This window comes from Neisseria sp. 27098_8_139 (assembly GCF_041433195.1).
GTDB lineage: Bacteria > Pseudomonadota > Gammaproteobacteria > Burkholderiales > Neisseriaceae > Neisseria > Neisseria subflava.
The window spans coordinates 65,659-82,570 of sequence record NZ_JAPWBA010000002.1 but is presented as its reverse complement, the minus strand read 5'-3'; the positions used below and the strand labels follow the sequence as shown (position 1 = coordinate 82,570).

Below are 16,912 nucleotides of genomic sequence, written 5' to 3'. Positions count from 1 at the left end.
TGTTATTTTGCCATGTAAAAGCAATTTCGTCAGCTATTAACAATTAGCACCAAGCGTTACACAGCCGGATTTCGGTTAAGCCAAGATTTTCAGACGGCCTGTTCAAGTGAATGGAATGGCATTTATTTTCCAACCGGTTTCCCAGCCTCAATATGCAGACTACCCATTCTGCCGACACGCCGTGCCGATAAATCAATCTTTGCCGCCAATCTTTTACAGCAGATTTTCAGCCACCACGCGGCATTCGATATTCCGCTTTAACGGTTTCGCGTTCAAATCCTGCAAGGCCGTCTGAAAGTCGGCAAAATCCATTAACTGCGAACCGAAACGGCGCATATGTTCGGTATCCTGCTGACAGTCTATCAGTGCAACGCCCAAATCCGCCAGAAACGGGACGGCGCAGGCGAACGCAATCTTTGACGCATCGGGACGCAAGGCAAACATCGACTCGCCATAAAACACGCAGCCGATTTGCACGCCGTAAAATCCGCCTGCCAACTGCATTTCGCCTTGTTCATCAGGTAGCCAGCATTCAAACGAATGCGCATGCCCCTGATGGTGCAGCTTTAAATAGGCCGTCTGAAACGCTGGTTCTATCCACGTTCCATCCTGTTCCGGACGCGGTACATTGGCGCAATGGGCAATCACTTTTTCAAAACAGCGGTTGACCGTTACCCGATACGGCTTGTGGCGCAAGGTTTTTGTCAAAGAGCGACCGATATGCAGGTTTTCCGGCACAATCACGGCACGCGGCGCAACCGCATACCAGAAAAACCAACCGTCGCGGCTAAACCACGGAAAAATCCCCTGCCCATACGCCGACAACAGCCGCCCCGTATCCAAATCGCCGCTGACGCCGACCAAGCCGTCACACTCTGCCAAAGCGTAAGACGGATCGGGGAAACGATAATCCCGTGGCGCAAGAAAAGGAATCTTCATCGCAAAGCCCATAAAGTTTCAGACGGCCTCAAGCTGAAAATGCCCAAGGCCGTCTGAAAAATCAACATACAAACTGCTTAACGTTTGGTTTTGGTTTGGCATTCGCCGCATACGCCGTACATATACAGCGCGTGATCGACGATGCGGTAGCCGTTTTCTTCGGCGATTTTATCTTGCAGCGCTTCGATTTCCGGATTGTGGAATTCGGTTACTTCGCCGCATTTCACGCAGACGATGTGGTCGTGGTGATCGCCTTTGTCCAATTCGTAAACCGCTTTGCCAGTTTCAAAATGGTGACGTTGCAAAATGCCGGCCTGTTCAAACTGGGTCAGCACACGGTAAATCGTCGCCACGCCGATTTCCACACCCTCTTCCAACAGGATACGGTACACATCTTCCGCACTCAAATGCTCCTCGGCATGGGTCTCGAACAAGTCCAAAATTTTCAAACGTGGACCCGTAACTTTCAAACCGCTGTCTTTCAATTGCGCAATGTTGCTGAATTTTTCCATAATATTCAATATCCCTGTAAGGTAATAACCGTTATAATACGCACTTTCCGCCCGTTTGCCCACTATTGGGCCGTTAAAGGGGGGCAATCTGCCGCCGGTCTTGCAATTGAAAATCGGCGAAAAGAAAAATTAAGAAGATGATTATCGTTTGCTTTTTAAAAATATTCAAGCGATGATAAACATCTTTCCCGAAATGACACAGAAAGGTAAGCCCGTGAATAAAGCCTTATGCCTTGCCATCGCCGCTATCTTAGGTCTGGCCTCATGCAGTGCCGAGCGCGTATCCAACTTTCCATCCTACAAACTCAAAATCATTCAAGGTAACGAGCTCAATCCCCGCGCCGTGGTTTCCCTGCGCCAAGGTATGACCCGCGACCAAGTCCAACTGCTGCTCGGTACGCCGCTCCTGCGCGACGCCTTCCACGCCGACCGCTGGGATTACACTTTCAACACCAGCCGCAACGGCATCATCAAAGAACAAAGCAACCTGACCCTGTACTTTGAAAACGACGTCCTCGCACGCGCCGAAGGCGATGCCATTCAAAAATCCATCGAAGCCGTTCAAGCCGGACAAAACGTCGTTCCGACCACCGAAACCAAGCCGAAATAAGGAAGCCCCATGAGCGCATTGAAAATCGCCATTGCCGGCGTCAACGGCCGCATGGGTCGCGTATTGGTTGAAGCGGTCAACAACCATCCCGATACCGTTCTCTCCGGCGCACTCGAGCATTCCGGTTCGGAAGTATTGGGTTTGGATGCAGGCTTCGCCTCCGGCCTCAAAACCGGCGTTGCCATTTCAGACAACGTGGATGCCGTACTGGCTCAAAGCGATGTCCTCATCGACTTTACCCGTCCCGAGCCAACACTGAAACACCTGCAAAAATGCGTGGAAAAAGGCGTCAACATCATCATCGGCACGACCGGTTTTGACGACGCAGGCAAAGCCGCCATCCAAGCCGCAGGCGAAAAAATAGGCGTCGTCTTCGCAGCCAACTTCAGCGTCGGCGTCAACCTAACCTTCCATATCCTCGACACCGTTGCCCGCGTGTTAAACGAAGGCTACGACATCGAAATCATCGAAGGCCACCACCGCCACAAAGTCGATGCCCCAAGCGGCACCGCGTTACGCATGGGTGAAGTCATTGCCGACGCCCTCGGCCGCGACCTCAAAGAATGCGCCGTTTATGGCCGCGAAGGCCACACCGGCCCACGCGATCCGTCCACCATCGGTTTTGCCACCGTCCGCGCAGGCGACATCGTCGGCGACCACACCGCCCTCTTCGCCACTGACGGCGAGCGCGTGGAAATCACCCACAAAGCCAGCAGCCGCATGACCTTTGCCGCCGGTGCCGTACGCGCCGCAGTTTGGGCAAACGGCAAAAAAGGCCTGTACGATATGCAAGACGTACTGGGTTTGAAAAACCGATAAACCCGCATCATCAGGTTTCATACCTTACAAGGCCGTCTGAAAGCACAACGTCGATTTTCAGACGGCCTTATTAAAAAGAAAGCCCCACCATGTCCTATCAACAAATTACCATCAACGTCAACGATGCCGTCGCCGAACGCCTTGCCGACGCGCTGATGGAACACGGCGCATTGTCTGCCGCCATTGAAGATGCCTACGCCGGTACAGAAAACGAGCAGGCCATTTTCGGCGAGCCGGGCATGCCGACCGAACAAATCTGGCAACAAAGCAAAGTTATTGCCCTTTTCGGCGAAAGCGACGACGCCGCTTCCATTATCGAAGCCGCCGCGCAGGAATGCGGTTTGAACGATTTGAAATACACCGGCGAAATCCTTGAAGATCAAGACTGGGTACGCCTGACCCAAGCGCAATTCGACCCGATTCAAATTTCCGACCGCCTGTGGATTATCCCGTCTTGGCACGAAGCGCCCAACGGCAACGCCGTCAACCTGCAACTCGACCCGGGTCTTGCCTTCGGCACCGGCAGCCATCCGACCACACGCCTCTGCCTCAAATGGCTCGACACGCAGCTCAAAGGCGGCGAAAGCGTATTGGACTACGGCTGCGGCTCAGGCATTTTGGCCATTGCCGCCCTCAAACTCGGCGCAGGCTCCGCCATCGGTGTAGATATTGACGAACAAGCCATCCGCGCCAGCAAAGACAATGCCGCGCAAAACAACGTCGATGCGCAGTTCTACCTGCCGGACGGCCTGCCGCAAGGTCAATTTGATGTCGTTGTCGCCAACATTCTGGCCAACCCGTTGCGTATGCTCGGCGAAATGCTTGCCGCGCGTACCAAACAAGGCGGCCGCATTGTTTTGTCCGGCCTTTTGGACGAACAAGTCGAAGAACTCAGCGGTATTTACAGCCAATGGTTCGACATCGAGCCTGCCGAAATCGAAGAAGGCTGGGCGCGATTGAGCGGCGTCAAACGCTAAACCTGTTTTCCGATACAAAGACCGTCTGAAATTTCATCTTTCAGACGGCCTTTTTGCACTTAAAACGCTGAATATTCCAGCAAAATCAGGTATAATTGCCTATTATTTTGACCTTTTGGAACACATCCGCCGCGCCCGTTTAACATTTCATTGCGCGCACGGAAAAATTCCTTGAAATTCAGCAAGAAAAGACCATGACTGACCAAAAACACGAAGAATACGGCGCCGACAGCATACAAGTGCTGGAAGGCTTGGAAGCGGTACGCAAACGCCCCGGTATGTATATCGGCGACACGCAGGACGGCAGCGGCCTGCACCACATGGTGTTCGAAGTATTGGACAACGCCATCGACGAAGCACTGGCGGGACATTGCGACAAAATCACCGTAACCATCCATGCCGACAATTCCGTCAGCGTGGCCGACAACGGCCGCGGCATGCCGACCGGCATCCACCCGAAAGAAGGCCGCTCCGCCGCCGAAGTCATCATGACCGTCTTGCACGCAGGCGGCAAATTCGACAACAACAGCTACAAAATCTCCGGCGGTCTGCACGGCGTGGGCGTATCCGTCGTCAACGCGCTGTCCGACTGGGTAACGCTGACCATCTACCGCGACGGCAAAGAACACTTCGTCCGCTTCGTGCGCGGCGAAACCGAAGAGCCGTTAAGGGTTGTCGGCGATTCCGACAAAAAAGGCACGACCGTGCGCTTCCTCGCCAGCGTGGAAACCTTCGGCAACGTCGAATACAGCTTCGACATTCTTGCCAAACGCATCCGCGAGCTTTCCTTCCTAAATAACGGCGTGGACATCGAGCTGACCGACGAACGCGACGGTAAACACGAAAGCTTCGCCCTCTCCGGCGGCGTGGCCGGCTTCGTGCAATACATGAACCGCAAAAAAACGCCGTTGCACGAAAAAATCTTCTACGCGTTCGGCGAAAAAGACGGCATGAGCGTGGAATGCGCGATGCAATGGAACGACAGCTACCAAGAAAGCGTGCAATGTTTCACCAACAACATTCCGCAACGCGACGGCGGTACGCACTTGACCGCGCTGCGCCAAGTGATGACCCGCACCATCAACAACTATATCGAAGCCAACGAAGTGGCTAAAAAAGCCAAGGTGGAAACCGCCGGCGACGATATGCGTGAAGGCCTGACCTGCGTTTTGTCCGTCAAACTGCCCGACCCGAAATTCTCATCGCAAACCAAAGACAAATTGGTTTCCAGCGAAATCGGCCCCGTCGTCAACGAAGTCATCAACCAAGCCTTGACCGACTTCCTTGAAGAAAACCCGACCGAAGCCAAAATCATCACCAGCAAAATCGTCGATGCCGCGCGCGCGCGCGAAGCCGCCCGCAAAGCACGTGAAATTACCCGCCGCAAAGGCGTGATGGACGGTTTGGGCCTGCCGGGCAAACTTGCCGACTGCCAAGAAAAAGACCCTGCCCTGTCCGAACTCTACCTCGTCGAGGGCGACTCCGCAGGCGGCTCCGCCATGCAGGGCCGCGACCGCAAATTCCAAGCGATTTTGCCGCTCAAAGGTAAAATTTTGAACGTCGAAAAAGCACGTTTTGAAAAAATGCTGGCCAGCCAAGAAGTCGCCACGCTGATTACCGCTTTGGGCGCAGGCATCGGCAAAGAAGAATTCAATGCCGAAAAACTGCGCTACCACCGCATCATCATCATGACCGATGCCGACGTGGACGGCGCGCACATCCGCACCCTGCTCCTGACCTTCTTCTACCGCCAAATGCCCGAGCTGGTCGAGCGCGGCTACATCTACATCGCCCAGCCGCCTTTGTACAAAGCCAAATACGGCAAACAAGAGCGCTATCTCAAAGACGAACTGGAAAAAGACCAATGGCTGCTCGGTTTGGCCTTGGAAAAAGCCAAAATCGTTTCAGACGGCCGCACCATCGAAGGAGAAGAGCTTGCCAATACCGCCAAACAATTCCTGTTGGCCAAAACCGTCATCGAGCAAGAAAGCCGCATCATTGACGAACTCGTCCTGCATGCCATGCTGCACGCTTCGCCGGTCGACCTCAGCACGGCAGAAAGCGCAGACCGCGCCGTTGCCGAATTGAGCGACCTCTTGGACGAAAAAGAAGTCGCGCTCGAACGTATCGAGGGCCACGAAGGACACCAGTTCATCAAAATCACTCGCAAGCTGCACGGCAATGTGATGGTGAGCTACCTCGAGCCTAAGTTCCTCAACAGCAAAGCCTACCAAACCCTTACCCAAACCGCCGCCGCACTCAAAGGCATGGTCGGCAAAGGGGCGAAGCTCTACAAAGGCGACAACGAATACGACATCGACAGCTTTGAAGGCGCTTTGGACATCTTGATGAGCGTTGCCCAAAAAGGCATGTCCATCCAACGATACAAAGGCTTGGGCGAGATGAACCCGGAACAACTTTGGGAAACCACGATGGATCCTACCGTCCGCCGTCTCCTGAAAGTCCGCATCGAAGATGCCATCGCTGCCGACGAAGTTTTCGTCACCCTCATGGGCGACGAAGTCGAACCGCGCCGTGCCTTCATCGAAAACAACGCCCTGCTGGCACAAAACATCGACGCCTAAGCATGGGGATATAAAAGGCCGTCTGAAAACCATTTTCAGACGGCCTTTTTTGTTTTATTTCTTATAACTCAAATTCCAACCACTTCGCACGTTTGCTTTAATCATTTATTTTATTCGAGTATTTTAGAGCGTTCCAACTGATTTGGATTCGGGACAACCCAAATAACCAGTTTAAAACGCTCCAATCTGCTTCCGATTTATTCCGCTTTCCCCAAAATCATCGCATCGCCATAGCTAAAAAAGCGGTATTCCTGTTCCACTGCATGGCGGTAAACGCTTCGGATATGCTCCATGCCCGAAAACGCGCTGACGAGCATCAACAAGGTTGATTTGGGCAGGTGAAAATTGGTAATCAATCGGTCGGCAACATTGAAGCGGTAGCCCGGCGTAATGAAAATATCGGTATCGCCGCGTCCGGCTTTCAGACGGCCTGTTTCACGTGCGGCGGATTCTAAGGCGCGCATGGAGGTTGTGCCCACTGCCCACACTTTATTGCCGCGTGCTTTGGCGGCTTCAACGGCGGCAACGGTCTCGGCCGGTACGTCAAACCACTCGCTGTGCATTTTGTGTTCTTCAATTTTATCGACGCGCACGGGTTGGAATGTGCCGGCACCGACGTGCAGGGTCACTTCTACGGTTTCTACGCCTTTGGCTTTCAGACGGCCCAACAACTCATCGGTAAAGTGCAAACCCGCCGTCGGCGCGGCCACTGCGCCTTGATATTTGGCGTACACGGTCTGATAGCGGCTGTCGTCTTCGTCATCGGCAGCGCGTTCGATATAAGGCGGCAAGGGCAGATGGCCGTTTTGCTCCAAAAGTTCATAAACGGTTTGCCCGCCTTCAAATTTCAGGCAAAACAATTCTTCCGCACGCTCCATCATGACGGCACGGATATCGCCTTCAAAAATCAATTCTGTACCCGGCTTTGGCGATTTGGACGAGCGGATATGCGCCAATGCGGTATGCGCGTCTAAAACCCGTTCAATCAGGGCTTCGATTTTGCCGCCGCTGGCTTTTTGGCCGAACAGGCGCGCCTTCATCACTTTGGTATTGTTAAACACCAGCACATCGCCCGGTGCGACATAATCGGGTAAATCGCCGAAATGTTTGTCTTCAATCGGCAATGTCGGCAAAGCAACCAGAAGCCTGCTGCTGCCGCGCACTTCGGGAGGATGCTGGGCAATCAGTTTTTCGGGCAATTCAAAATCAAAATCGGAAATATCCATTGTCGTGCATACTTTAAAAAAACAGGCGCCATTATACGCGCAAAGTTGGTTTTCAGACGGCATGTTTTGTCGCAAAACCAATAAATTAGAATAAACGCTCTTGGGAAAATCGCTTTTTAATAAAAATCAGCGTTCCATCCTTTTTTTCGCCGAAAAACGCCTTTTTTCTATCTTTTACTGGACATTTACCGGCAAGTTCGGGAAAATAACCAGATTCATTTCTCAGGCTCCGTCCTGTTCCGACATTATTTAAACGCCGGATGGCAAACCCGCCTTCCGACGTCTCAGGAAATCATCTAAAACCACAGCGGCGCATACCCAATATGCACTTTATGCCGCGCTAAAAAGGAAAAGCAATGGATTTGCGTAAATTGAAAAAACTGATTGATTTGGTCGAAGAATCAGGCATTGCAGAAATTGAAGTTACCGAAGGCGAAGAAAAAGTCCGCATTACGCGTACCACTGCCGCCGCAGCTCCTATTTATGCTGCTCCGGCACCTGCCGCAGCCGCTCCGGTTGCCGCCCCTGCCGCTGCTCCGGCCGCAGCCGCTCCAGCAGCCGCCCCTGCCGCTCGCGATTTGTCCAACGCGCAAAAATCGCCTATGGTCGGTACGTTCTACCGCGCTCCCGGCCCGAACGCCGCTGCTTTCGTTGAAGTAGGTAAACAAGTAAAAGCCGGCGATACTTTGTGCATCATCGAAGCCATGAAGCTGATGAACGAAATCGAAGCCGAGAAATCCGGTGTCGTTAAAGAAATTCTGGTTGAAAACGGTACTCCGGTCGAATACGGCGAGCCGCTCTTTATCATTGAATAATCCGCTTTTTCAGACGGCCTTTATCTTTAAGGCCGTCTGAAATTCCTTTTTCTGTTCATTAAGGACAAACCATGCGTCTGATTTTGGCTATTTTCTTGCCTTGGTTGCAGTTTTTCACCATCGGCCGTCCGATTGCAGGCATCATCTGTCTGATTCTGCAATGTACGCTGATCGGCTGGATACCGGCAGCCATGTGGTCGGTTTACGCCTTGAGCCAATACAAAACCGACCAAAAAATCCGCAACGCATTAGGCGGCCGCTGAGGCCGTCTGAACCATCCGGAAAGATTATCATGCTGAAAAAAGTATTGATCGCCAACCGGGGCGAAATCGCCCTGCGCGTCCTGCGAGCCTGCCGTGAAATGGGCATCGCCACCGTCGCCGTCCATTCCGAAGCCGACAAAGACAGCCTGCACGTCAAACTCGCCGACGAATCCGTGTGCATCGGCCCTGCCGCATCCGCACAAAGCTACCTCAACATCCCGGCCATCATCGCAGCCGCCGAAGTAACCGAAGCCGACGGCATCCACCCGGGCTACGGCTTCCTCGCCGAAAACGCCAATTTTGCCGAACAAGTCGAACAATCCGGCTTTGTCTTCATCGGTCCGAAAGCCGATACCATCCGTCTGATGGGTGACAAAGTATCCGCCAAACATGCCATGATCGAAGCCGGCGTGCCTTGCGTTCCCGGTTCTGAAGGCGCATTGCCAGACGATGGCGAAGAAATCCTCAAAATCGCCGATAAAGTCGGTTATCCCGTCATTATCAAAGCCTCCGGCGGCGGTGGCGGTCGCGGTATGCGCGTCGTCGAGAAAAAAGAAGACCTCCTCCAGTCTGTCGAAATGACCAAAGCCGAAGCAGGCGCGGCATTCGGCAACCCGATGGTTTACATGGAGCGCTACCTGCAACGTCCGCGCCACGTCGAAATCCAAGTGATTGCCGACGAATACGGCAACGCCATCTACCTCGCCGAGCGCGACTGCTCCATGCAGCGCCGCCACCAAAAAGTTATCGAAGAAGCACCTGCTCCGTTCATCACTGAAGAAGAACGCGCCAAAATCGGCAAAGCCTGTGCCGACGCTTGCAAACGCATCGGCTATCGCGGCGCAGGTACGTTTGAATTCCTGTACGAAGACGGCGAATTCTTCTTTATCGAGATGAACACACGCGTTCAGGTTGAGCATCCGGTTACCGAGCTCATCACCGGCGTGGACATCGTCCAAGAGCAATTACGCATCGCATCCGGCCTGCCTTTGCAATACAAACAGGAAGACATTCAAGTCGAAGGTCACGCGTTTGAGTGCCGTATCAACGCCGAAGACCCATACAACTTCATTCCAAGCCCGGGTCTGATTGAAAGCTGCCACCTGCCCGGCGGCTTCGGCATCCGCGTCGACAGCCACATCTACCAAGGCTACCGCATCCCTCCTTACTACGACAGCCTGATCGGCAAAATCTGCGTTATCGGTAAAGACCGCGGCCAAGCCATGGCGAAAATGCGCGTAGCCCTTGCCGAGCTGGCGATTACCGGCATCAAAACCAATACACCGCTGCACCGCGATTTGTTCAATGACCCAGGCTTCCAAAAAGGTGGCGTCAGCATCCACTACTTGGAACATTGGTTGGAAGAACGCAAAGCCAAACTGGATAAATAATCCCTTGTTTTGACTAAAAATAAGGCCGTCTGAAACACAAAATAAAGTTTCAGACGGCCTTTTTTACAGCTTAATCATTGATAAAAACTAATAGAATTTAATTTCTGATTGATTAATATTAATTCTAAATCGATTTCATAGTTCCAATAGTTAAAATCTTTCTGTATAGTTCTTTTAATAGTTAACAGCAAAAGGAAATAAAATGTCGATACAAGAAATTTATGAATGCCAAGAAACCGGCTACGAATATGCTTTTCGGCAAATCGTTTTATAAACCATTGACCATTTCACAAAGGAAATCATCATGACCGTCTCTAAATGTCCCGTAACCCACCTGACCATGAACAACGGCGCCCCCGTTGCCGACAATCAAAACAGCCTGACCGCTGGTCCGCGCGGCCCGTTGCTGGCGCAGGATTTGTGGCTGAATGAAAAACTCGCCGACTTCGTGCGCGAAGTCATCCCCGAACGCCGTATGCACGCCAAAGGTTCGGGTGCGTTCGGTACGTTCACCGTAACGCACGACATCACGAAATACACCCGCGCCAAAATCTTCAGCGAAGTTGGCAAGAAAACCGAGATGTTCGCCCGTTTCACCACCGTGGCAGGCGAGCGCGGCGCAGCCGATGCGGAACGCGACATCCGCGGCTTTGCGTTGAAGTTCTATACCGAAGAAGGCAACTGGGATATGGTCGGCAACAACACGCCCGTATTCTTCCTGCGCGACCCGCGTAAGTTCCCTGACCTGAACAAAGCCGTCAAACGCGACCCGCGCACCAATATGCGTTCTGCCACGAACAACTGGGACTTCTGGACGCTGCTGCCCGAGGCACTGCACCAAGTTACCATCGTCATGAGCGACCGCGGTATTCCAGCCAGCTACCGTCATATGCACGGCTTCGGTTCGCATACTTACAGCTTCTGGAACGAAGCAGGCGAGCGTTTTTGGGTGAAATTCCATTTCCGCACCCAGCAAGGAATTAAAAACCTGACCAATGAAGAAGCCGCCAAAATCATCGCCGACGACCGCGAAAGCCATCAACGCGACCTGTACGAAGCCATCGAACGCGGCGAGTTTCCGAAATGGACGATGTACATCCAAATCATGCCTGAAGCCGATGCGGAAAAAGTACCGTATCATCCGTTTGACTTGACCAAAGTTTGGCCGAAAAAAGACTATCCGCTGATTGAAGTGGGCGAATTCGAGTTGAACCGCAATCCCGAAAACTTCTTCGCCGATGTGGAACAATCCGCCTTCGCACCGAGCAACCTTGTGCCCGGTATCGGCGCCAGCCCCGACAAAATGCTGCAAGCCCGTTTGTTCAATTACGCCGACGCGCAACGCTACCGCTTAGGCGTGAACTTCCGCCAAATCCCCGTCAACCGCCCGCGTTGCCCTGTTCACAGCAACCAGCGCGATGGGCAAGGTCGCGCCGACGGCAACTACGGCAGCCTGCCGCACTACGAACCCAACAGCTTCGGCCAATGGCAGCAACAGCCCGACTTCGCCGAACCTCCTTTGAAAATCAGCGGCGATGCGGCGCACTGGGATTACCGCCAAGACGATGACGACTACTTCAGCCAACCGCGCGCTTTGTTCAAGCTGATGAACAATGAGCAACAACAAGCTTTGTTTAACAACACCGCCGCAGCCATGGGTGATGCACCAGACTTCATCAAATACCGCCATATCCGCAACTGCTACCGTTGCGATCCGGCATACGGCGAAGGCGTGGCCAAAGCCCTTGGACTGACTGTCGAAGATGCCCAAGCGGCACGAGCCAACGACCCGGCTTTAGGTCAACCCGGTTTGCTGTAAGGAGGCATTATGTGGATAGAAATTGAAGAACTCTTGTCTCAAGCTGTCCGATACAGCCGTTCAAGCAAAAAGTAACGGTTTAAATCATTAATCAGGCCGTCTGAAACGCAAAATAAAGTTTCAGACGGCCTTTTTTGATGATGAAGTTTATTTGATTGCTTCTGATTCAATGGAACTGGCTGCCCTTATTTCCCTGTAAATCATGGCATGCCCTCTATAACATCTCACGCTTCTTACTGGCAAATAAAAAACCGCACGGCTACTTGCCGTGCGGTTTTGCTTTTTATCTGAAGGGTTCAGGCAGCCTTACATCATGCCGCCCATACCACCCATGCCGCCCATATCAGGCATAGCAGGTTTTTCTTCAGGGATTTCAGCGATCATGCAGTCTGTGGTCAACATCAGGCCGGCGATAGATGCGGCGTGTTGCAGCGCAGAACGGGTTACTTTGGCAGGGTCGAGTACGCCCATTTCTATCATGTCTCCGTATTCGCCGGAGCCTGCGTTGTAACCGTAGTTGCCTTTGCCTTCCAACACTTTGTTCACAACTACGCTAGGTTCGCCGCCTGCGTTGGCAACGATTTGGCGCAGTGGAGACTCAACGGCGCGCAAGACGATTTGTACGCCTGCGTCTTGGTCGGCATTGCCGGTGTGCAGGTTTTCCAAAGCGGCACGGGCGCGCAACAGGGCTACGCCGCCGCCTGCAACCACGCCTTCTTCAACGGCTGCGCGGGTAGCGTGCAGCGCGTCTTCCACGCGGTCTTTTTTCTCTTTCATTTCGACTTCGGTAGCGGCACCGACTTTAATCACTGCCACGCCGCCTGCCAGTTTGGCAACACGCTCTTGCAGTTTTTCTTTGTCGTAATCGCTGGTTGCGGTTTCGATTTGTTGGCGGATTTCGGCAACACGCGCTTCGATTTGGGCAGCGTCGCCAAAGCCGTCGATGATGGTGGTGTTTTCTTTACCGATTTCGATGCGTTTGGCTTGACCCAAGTCTTCCAGAGTGGCTTTTTCCAAAGATAGGCCGACTTCTTCGGCAATCACGGTGCCGCCGGTCAGAATGGCGATGTCTTGCAACATGGCTTTGCGGCGGTCGCCGAAGCCCGGGGCTTTAACGGCAACGGTTTTCAGAATGCCGCGGATGTTGTTCACCACCAAAGTCGCCAAGGCTTCGCCTTCTACGTCTTCAGCGATAATCAAGAGCGGACGGCTGGCTTTTGCCACTTGTTCCAAAACAGGCAGCAGGTCGCGGATGTTGCTGATTTTTTTGTCGAACAGCAAAACAAACGGATTATCCAGCGCAGCAATTTGTTTTTCCGCGTCGTTGATGAAGTAAGGGGACAGGTAGCCGCGGTCGAACTGCATACCTTCGACGACATCCAATTCGTTTTCCAAAGATTTGCCGTCTTCAACGGTAATCACGCCTTCTTTGCCGACTTTTTCCATCGCTTCGGCAATAATCGCGCCGACTTGTTCGTCGGAGTTGGCGGAAATCGAGCCGACTTGGGCGATTTCTTTGGAAGTGTCGCAAGGTTTGGCGATGTTTTTCAGTTCTTCAACCAAAGCGGCAACGGCTTTGTCGATACCGCGTTTCAGGTCGGTCGGGTTCATGCCGGCGGTCACGTATTTCATACCTTCCGCTACGATGGCTTGCGCCAGTACGGTGGCGGTGGTGGTGCCGTCACCCGCTACGTCGTTGGTTTTGGACGCCACTTCTTTCACCATTTGCGCGCCCATGTTTTCGAATTTGTCTTTCAGTTCGATTTCTTTAGCGACGGTAACGCCGTCTTTAGTGATGTGCGGGCCGCCGAAGGAGCGGTCAAGCACCACGTTGCGACCTTTAGGGCCCAGAGTTACGCGTACGGCGTTTGCCAATACATTGACGCCGTTTACCATTTTTTGGCGAACTTCATTGCCGAATTGTACGTCTTTTGCTGCCATTTAAATTCTCCAAATCAATATTAAACATCTGTTCGAGGCCGTCTGAAAACTTCATATTTGATTCAGACGGCCTTTGGTTCTGAAACTTAATTCAACAATTATTCAACGATACCGAAAATATCTTCTTCGCGCATCACCAACAGCTCTTCGCCGTCGGCTTTAACGGTTTGACCGCTGTATTTGCCGAAAATAATTTTGTCGCCGACTTTGACATCCAGCGGACGGCGTTCGCCGTCTTTACCGATTTTGCCCGCACCCACGGCGATCACTTCGCCCATGTCGGGTTTTTCAGCGGCTGCGCCCGGCAAGACGATGCCGGAGGCGGTTTTTTCTTCAGCTTCTAAGCGTTTGACGACTACGCGGTCGTGTAAAGGGCGGATGGTCATGTCTTAATGCTCCGATAAATAAATAGATTGAAAACAATTGTCTGTCGGACATGACAGACACGGTTTGCTTGGAAATAGCGGCACGCTTATGGAACGCCTGCCGTAATGGCGGGTAGATTTGGGTTGTTTGCGACAAATTCAAGGGAAAAAGTAAAAATTTCTATGCAGTCTTTCCAAATATTTTCATACGCAAAAATGCCCGATCACTTATTTTTCAGACGGCCTGACATACAAACTGCAAAATTCGTTTAAAAACAACACAATTCCTTTACAAATGCAGCACAACTCTTTACAACTATTCCTTTTTAATGCATTATTATAAATGATGATTATTCTTAATTGCATCTTTTAAAGATAATTTCTCTTTGATTTGCTTTTATTTTTTTATTACTGTCATTTTATTAAGGACATTTTCAATGAATACGCCCCTGTTCCGACTGAGCCTGCTGTCACTGACACTGGCAGCCGGTTTTGCACACGCAGAAAATGAAGCCAAAGACAATGTTGTGCTTGATACCGTTACCGTTAAAGGTGACCGCCAAGGCAGCAAAATCAAAACCAATATCGTCACCCTTCGTCAAAAAGACGAAAGCACATCAACCGATTTGCGCGAATTGTTAAAAGAAGAACCTGCCATCGATTTCGGCGGCGGTAACGGCACATCCCAACACATGACCTTGCGCGGCATGGGTCAGAACTCTGTCGACATCAAGGTGGACAACGCCTATTCCGACAGCCAAATACTGTATCACCAAGGCCGTTTCATCATCGACCCTGCGCTGGTCAAAATCGTCTCCGTACAGAAAGGCGCGGGCTCGGCATCTGCCGGTATTGGCGCGACCAACGGCGCGATTATTACTAAAACAGTCGATGCCGAAGACTTGCTAAAAGGTTTGGACAAAAACTGGGGCGTGCGCCTCAGCAGCGGCTATGCCAGCAATGACGGCGTAAACTACGGCGCCAGCGTGTTCGGAAAAGCCGGCAACTTCGACGGCTTATTCTCTTACAACCGCAACGATGAAAAAGATTACGAAGCAGGTAAAGGCTACAAAAGTCCCAACGGCGGCAAAACCGTACCTTACAGCGCACTGGACAAACGCAGCTACCTGGCCAAAATCGGAACAACCTTCGGCGACGGCGACCACCGCATCGTGTTGAGCCACATGAAAGACCAGCACCGGGGCATCCGTACTGTGCGTGAAGAGTTTACAATCTTCGAGTCCGACCCTGCAAAAGACAGGCAGAAACCCTCATACCGTGAAACTACCCAATCCAACACCAACTTGGAGTACACGGGTAAAAACCTGGGCTTTGTCGAAAAACTGAACGCCAACGCCTATGTGTTGGAAAACGAACGCTATTCCGCCGATGACAGCGGCAGCGGTTACGCAGGCAATGTGGCAGGTCCGACCACAACCAAAATCACCACCAAAGGTGCAAATATCAACTTCGACAGCCGCCTTGCCGAAAAAACCCTGTTGAAATACGGTGTCAACTACCGCCATCAGGAAATCAAACCTCATACCTTCCTGAATTCGCAATACACCAGCACCGATGCCGCCCTGCAAAGTCTGGTACGCGGATACAGCCTGACCAACCCGACCAAAACCGATTACGGCGTGTATGTCGAAGCCATCCAAGATATCGGCGATGTTACCCTGACCGGCGGTCTGCGTTACGACCATTTCGATATCAAAACCCATGACGGCAAATCGGTTTCAGACGGCAAAGTCAACCCGAGTCTGGGCGTAATTTACCAACCTGTCGAAAACTTGAGCTTCAGCGTAAGCCACAACTACGCCAGCCGCAGCCCGCGCCTGTATGACGCGCTGCAAACCCACGGCAAACGCGGCATCATCTCGATTGCCGACGGCACTAAAGCTGAACGCGCGCGCAATACCGAAATCGGCTTCAACTACAACGACGGCACGTTTGCCGCAAACGGCAGCTACTTCTGGCAGACCATCAAAGACGCGCTTGCCAATCCGCAAAACCGCCACGACTCTGTCGCCATCCGTGAAGCCGTCAACGCCGGCTACGTCAAAAACCACGGTTACGAATTGGGCGCGTCCTACCGTACAGGCGGCCTGACTGCCAAAGTCGGCGTAAGCCACAGCAAACCGCGTTTTTACGATACGCACAAAGATAAATTGTTAAGCGCGAACCCCGAGTTTGGCGCACAAACCGGCCGCACTTGGACGGCCTCCCTTGCCTACCGCTTCCAAAATCCGAATCTGGAAATCGGCTGGCGCGGACGCTATGTTCAAAAAGCCGTGGGTTCGATATTGGTGGCGGGTCAAAAAGGTCGCGACGGCAAACTGGAAAACGTTGTACGCCAAGGTTTCGGTGTGAACGATGTCTTCGCCAACTGGAAACCGCTGGGCAAAGACACGCTCAATGTCAATCTTTCAGTCAACAACGTGTTTAACAAGTTCTACTATCCGCACAGCCAACGCTGGACCAATACCCTACCAGGTACCGGACGTGATGTACGCTTGGGCGTGAACTACCGCTTCTAAGCAATCAGCTTGAAAAAGCCGTCTGAAAACAAAAGTTTTCAGACGGCATCTAGCTTTATAATCCGATACAAGTTATCATTTCGATTTACTTTATTTCCGACTACGGAGAA

General features: G+C 52.3%; 14 protein-coding genes. 9 read left to right on the top strand and 5 right to left on the bottom strand.

What is annotated here, in order from left to right:
- Nucleotides 1–213: 213 nt before the first annotated feature.
- Entirely contained in the window at nucleotides 214–939 is a 726-nt protein-coding gene (aat, locus tag O3660_RS03050) for a leucyl/phenylalanyl-tRNA--protein transferase (RefSeq protein WP_049350823.1), read from the bottom strand.
- 77 nt (nucleotides 940–1,016) lie between these two features.
- Nucleotides 1,017–1,514 carry a ferric iron uptake transcriptional regulator gene (gene fur / locus O3660_RS03045; RefSeq protein WP_003682812.1) on the bottom strand — a complete coding sequence of 166 codons (498 nt, stop codon included), beginning with the start codon at nucleotides 1,512–1,514 and terminating at the stop codon, nucleotides 1,017–1,019.
- 151 nt (nucleotides 1,515–1,665) lie between these two features.
- Here fur and O3660_RS03040 point away from each other — a divergent pair, with 151 nt between their 5' ends.
- The 4 genes from O3660_RS03040 to gyrB all read left to right on the top strand — a co-directional run bounded on the left by O3660_RS03040 (nucleotide 1,666) and on the right by gyrB (nucleotide 6,442).
- Nucleotides 1,666–2,061 (top strand): outer membrane protein assembly factor BamE, encoded by a 396-nt coding sequence (locus O3660_RS03040; RefSeq protein ID WP_049350824.1) that lies wholly within the window; start codon nucleotides 1,666–1,668, stop codon nucleotides 2,059–2,061.
- A 9-nt stretch (nucleotides 2,062–2,070) separates the two neighbouring features.
- Nucleotides 2,071–2,880: a 4-hydroxy-tetrahydrodipicolinate reductase gene (gene dapB / locus O3660_RS03035; protein WP_049350796.1), complete on the top strand. Its 810-nt coding sequence runs from the start codon at nucleotides 2,071–2,073 to the stop codon at nucleotides 2,878–2,880.
- Between the two features lie 89 nt (nucleotides 2,881–2,969).
- Nucleotides 2,970–3,857, top strand: a complete 888-nt coding sequence (gene prmA / locus O3660_RS03030; protein WP_049350797.1) for a 50S ribosomal protein L11 methyltransferase — start codon at nucleotides 2,970–2,972, stop codon at nucleotides 3,855–3,857.
- A 194-nt stretch (nucleotides 3,858–4,051) separates the two neighbouring features.
- Nucleotides 4,052–6,442 (top strand): DNA topoisomerase (ATP-hydrolyzing) subunit B, encoded by a 2,391-nt coding sequence (gyrB, locus tag O3660_RS03025; protein ID WP_049350798.1) that lies wholly within the window; start codon nucleotides 4,052–4,054, stop codon nucleotides 6,440–6,442.
- Nucleotides 6,443–6,639: 197 nt separating this feature from the next.
- Here the strand turns inward: gyrB and queA are convergent, their stop codons facing one another.
- Nucleotides 6,640–7,668, bottom strand: coding sequence for a tRNA preQ1(34) S-adenosylmethionine ribosyltransferase-isomerase QueA (gene queA, locus O3660_RS03020; protein ID WP_049350799.1), 1,029 nt, complete (start codon nucleotides 7,666–7,668; stop codon nucleotides 6,640–6,642).
- Nucleotides 7,669–8,024: 356 nt separating this feature from the next.
- On the opposite strand from queA, the gene accB reads away from it, so the two are divergent.
- The 4 genes from accB (at nucleotide 8,025) to katA (ending at nucleotide 11,956) form a co-directional block, all read left to right on the top strand.
- Nucleotides 8,025–8,483 carry an acetyl-CoA carboxylase biotin carboxyl carrier protein gene (accB, locus tag O3660_RS03015; protein ID WP_049350800.1) on the top strand — a complete coding sequence of 153 codons (459 nt, stop codon included), beginning with the start codon at nucleotides 8,025–8,027 and terminating at the stop codon, nucleotides 8,481–8,483.
- A 71-nt stretch (nucleotides 8,484–8,554) separates the two neighbouring features.
- On the top strand, nucleotides 8,555–8,746 hold the full coding sequence (locus tag O3660_RS03010) for a YqaE/Pmp3 family membrane protein (RefSeq protein WP_049350801.1): 192 nt from the start codon (nucleotides 8,555–8,557) through the stop codon (nucleotides 8,744–8,746).
- 29 nt (nucleotides 8,747–8,775) lie between these two features.
- Entirely contained in the window at nucleotides 8,776–10,137 is a 1,362-nt protein-coding gene (accC, locus tag O3660_RS03005) for an acetyl-CoA carboxylase biotin carboxylase subunit (RefSeq protein ID WP_049350802.1), read from the top strand.
- 304 nt (nucleotides 10,138–10,441) lie between these two features.
- Nucleotides 10,442–11,956, top strand: a complete 1,515-nt coding sequence (gene katA / locus O3660_RS03000) for a catalase KatA (protein WP_371464539.1) — start codon at nucleotides 10,442–10,444, stop codon at nucleotides 11,954–11,956.
- Between the two features lie 306 nt (nucleotides 11,957–12,262).
- Here the strand turns inward: katA and groL are convergent, their stop codons facing one another.
- Entirely contained in the window at nucleotides 12,263–13,897 is a 1,635-nt protein-coding gene (gene groL, locus O3660_RS02995; protein ID WP_371464538.1) for a chaperonin GroEL, read from the bottom strand.
- Nucleotides 13,898–13,995: 98 nt separating this feature from the next.
- Entirely contained in the window at nucleotides 13,996–14,283 is a 288-nt protein-coding gene (groES, locus tag O3660_RS02990; protein ID WP_016687158.1) for a co-chaperone GroES, read from the bottom strand.
- A 416-nt stretch (nucleotides 14,284–14,699) separates the two neighbouring features.
- Between groES and O3660_RS02985 the strand changes: the two genes are divergently transcribed.
- A complete protein-coding gene (locus tag O3660_RS02985; RefSeq protein ID WP_128582113.1) occupies nucleotides 14,700–16,802 on the top strand; it encodes a TonB-dependent siderophore receptor in 2,103 nt (700 codons plus the stop codon).
- Nucleotides 16,803–16,912 lie beyond the last annotated feature (110 nt).

Excerpts from the sequence above, each read along its gene's own strand:
- O3660_RS03010 (WP_049350801.1), top strand. The coding sequence starts at position 8,555 with ATGCGTCTGATTTTGGCTATTTTCTTGCCTTGGTTGCAGTTTTTCACC.
- groL (WP_371464538.1), bottom strand. The coding sequence starts at position 13,897 with ATGGCAGCAAAAGACGTACAATTCGGCAATGAAGTTCGCCAAAAAATG.
- prmA (WP_049350797.1), top strand. The coding sequence starts at position 2,970 with ATGTCCTATCAACAAATTACCATCAACGTCAACGATGCCGTCGCCGAA.
- accB (WP_049350800.1), top strand. The coding sequence starts at position 8,025 with ATGGATTTGCGTAAATTGAAAAAACTGATTGATTTGGTCGAAGAATCA.
- queA (WP_049350799.1), bottom strand. The coding sequence starts at position 7,668 with ATGGATATTTCCGATTTTGATTTTGAATTGCCCGAAAAACTGATTGCC.
- O3660_RS02985 (WP_128582113.1), top strand. The coding sequence starts at position 14,700 with ATGAATACGCCCCTGTTCCGACTGAGCCTGCTGTCACTGACACTGGCA.
- aat (WP_049350823.1), bottom strand. The coding sequence starts at position 939 with ATGAAGATTCCTTTTCTTGCGCCACGGGATTATCGTTTCCCCGATCCG.
- groES (WP_016687158.1), bottom strand. The coding sequence starts at position 14,283 with ATGACCATCCGCCCTTTACACGACCGCGTAGTCGTCAAACGCTTAGAA.
- gyrB (WP_049350798.1), top strand. The coding sequence starts at position 4,052 with ATGACTGACCAAAAACACGAAGAATACGGCGCCGACAGCATACAAGTG.
- accC (WP_049350802.1), top strand. The coding sequence starts at position 8,776 with ATGCTGAAAAAAGTATTGATCGCCAACCGGGGCGAAATCGCCCTGCGC.
- dapB (WP_049350796.1), top strand. The coding sequence starts at position 2,071 with ATGAGCGCATTGAAAATCGCCATTGCCGGCGTCAACGGCCGCATGGGT.
- katA (WP_371464539.1), top strand. The coding sequence starts at position 10,442 with ATGACCGTCTCTAAATGTCCCGTAACCCACCTGACCATGAACAACGGC.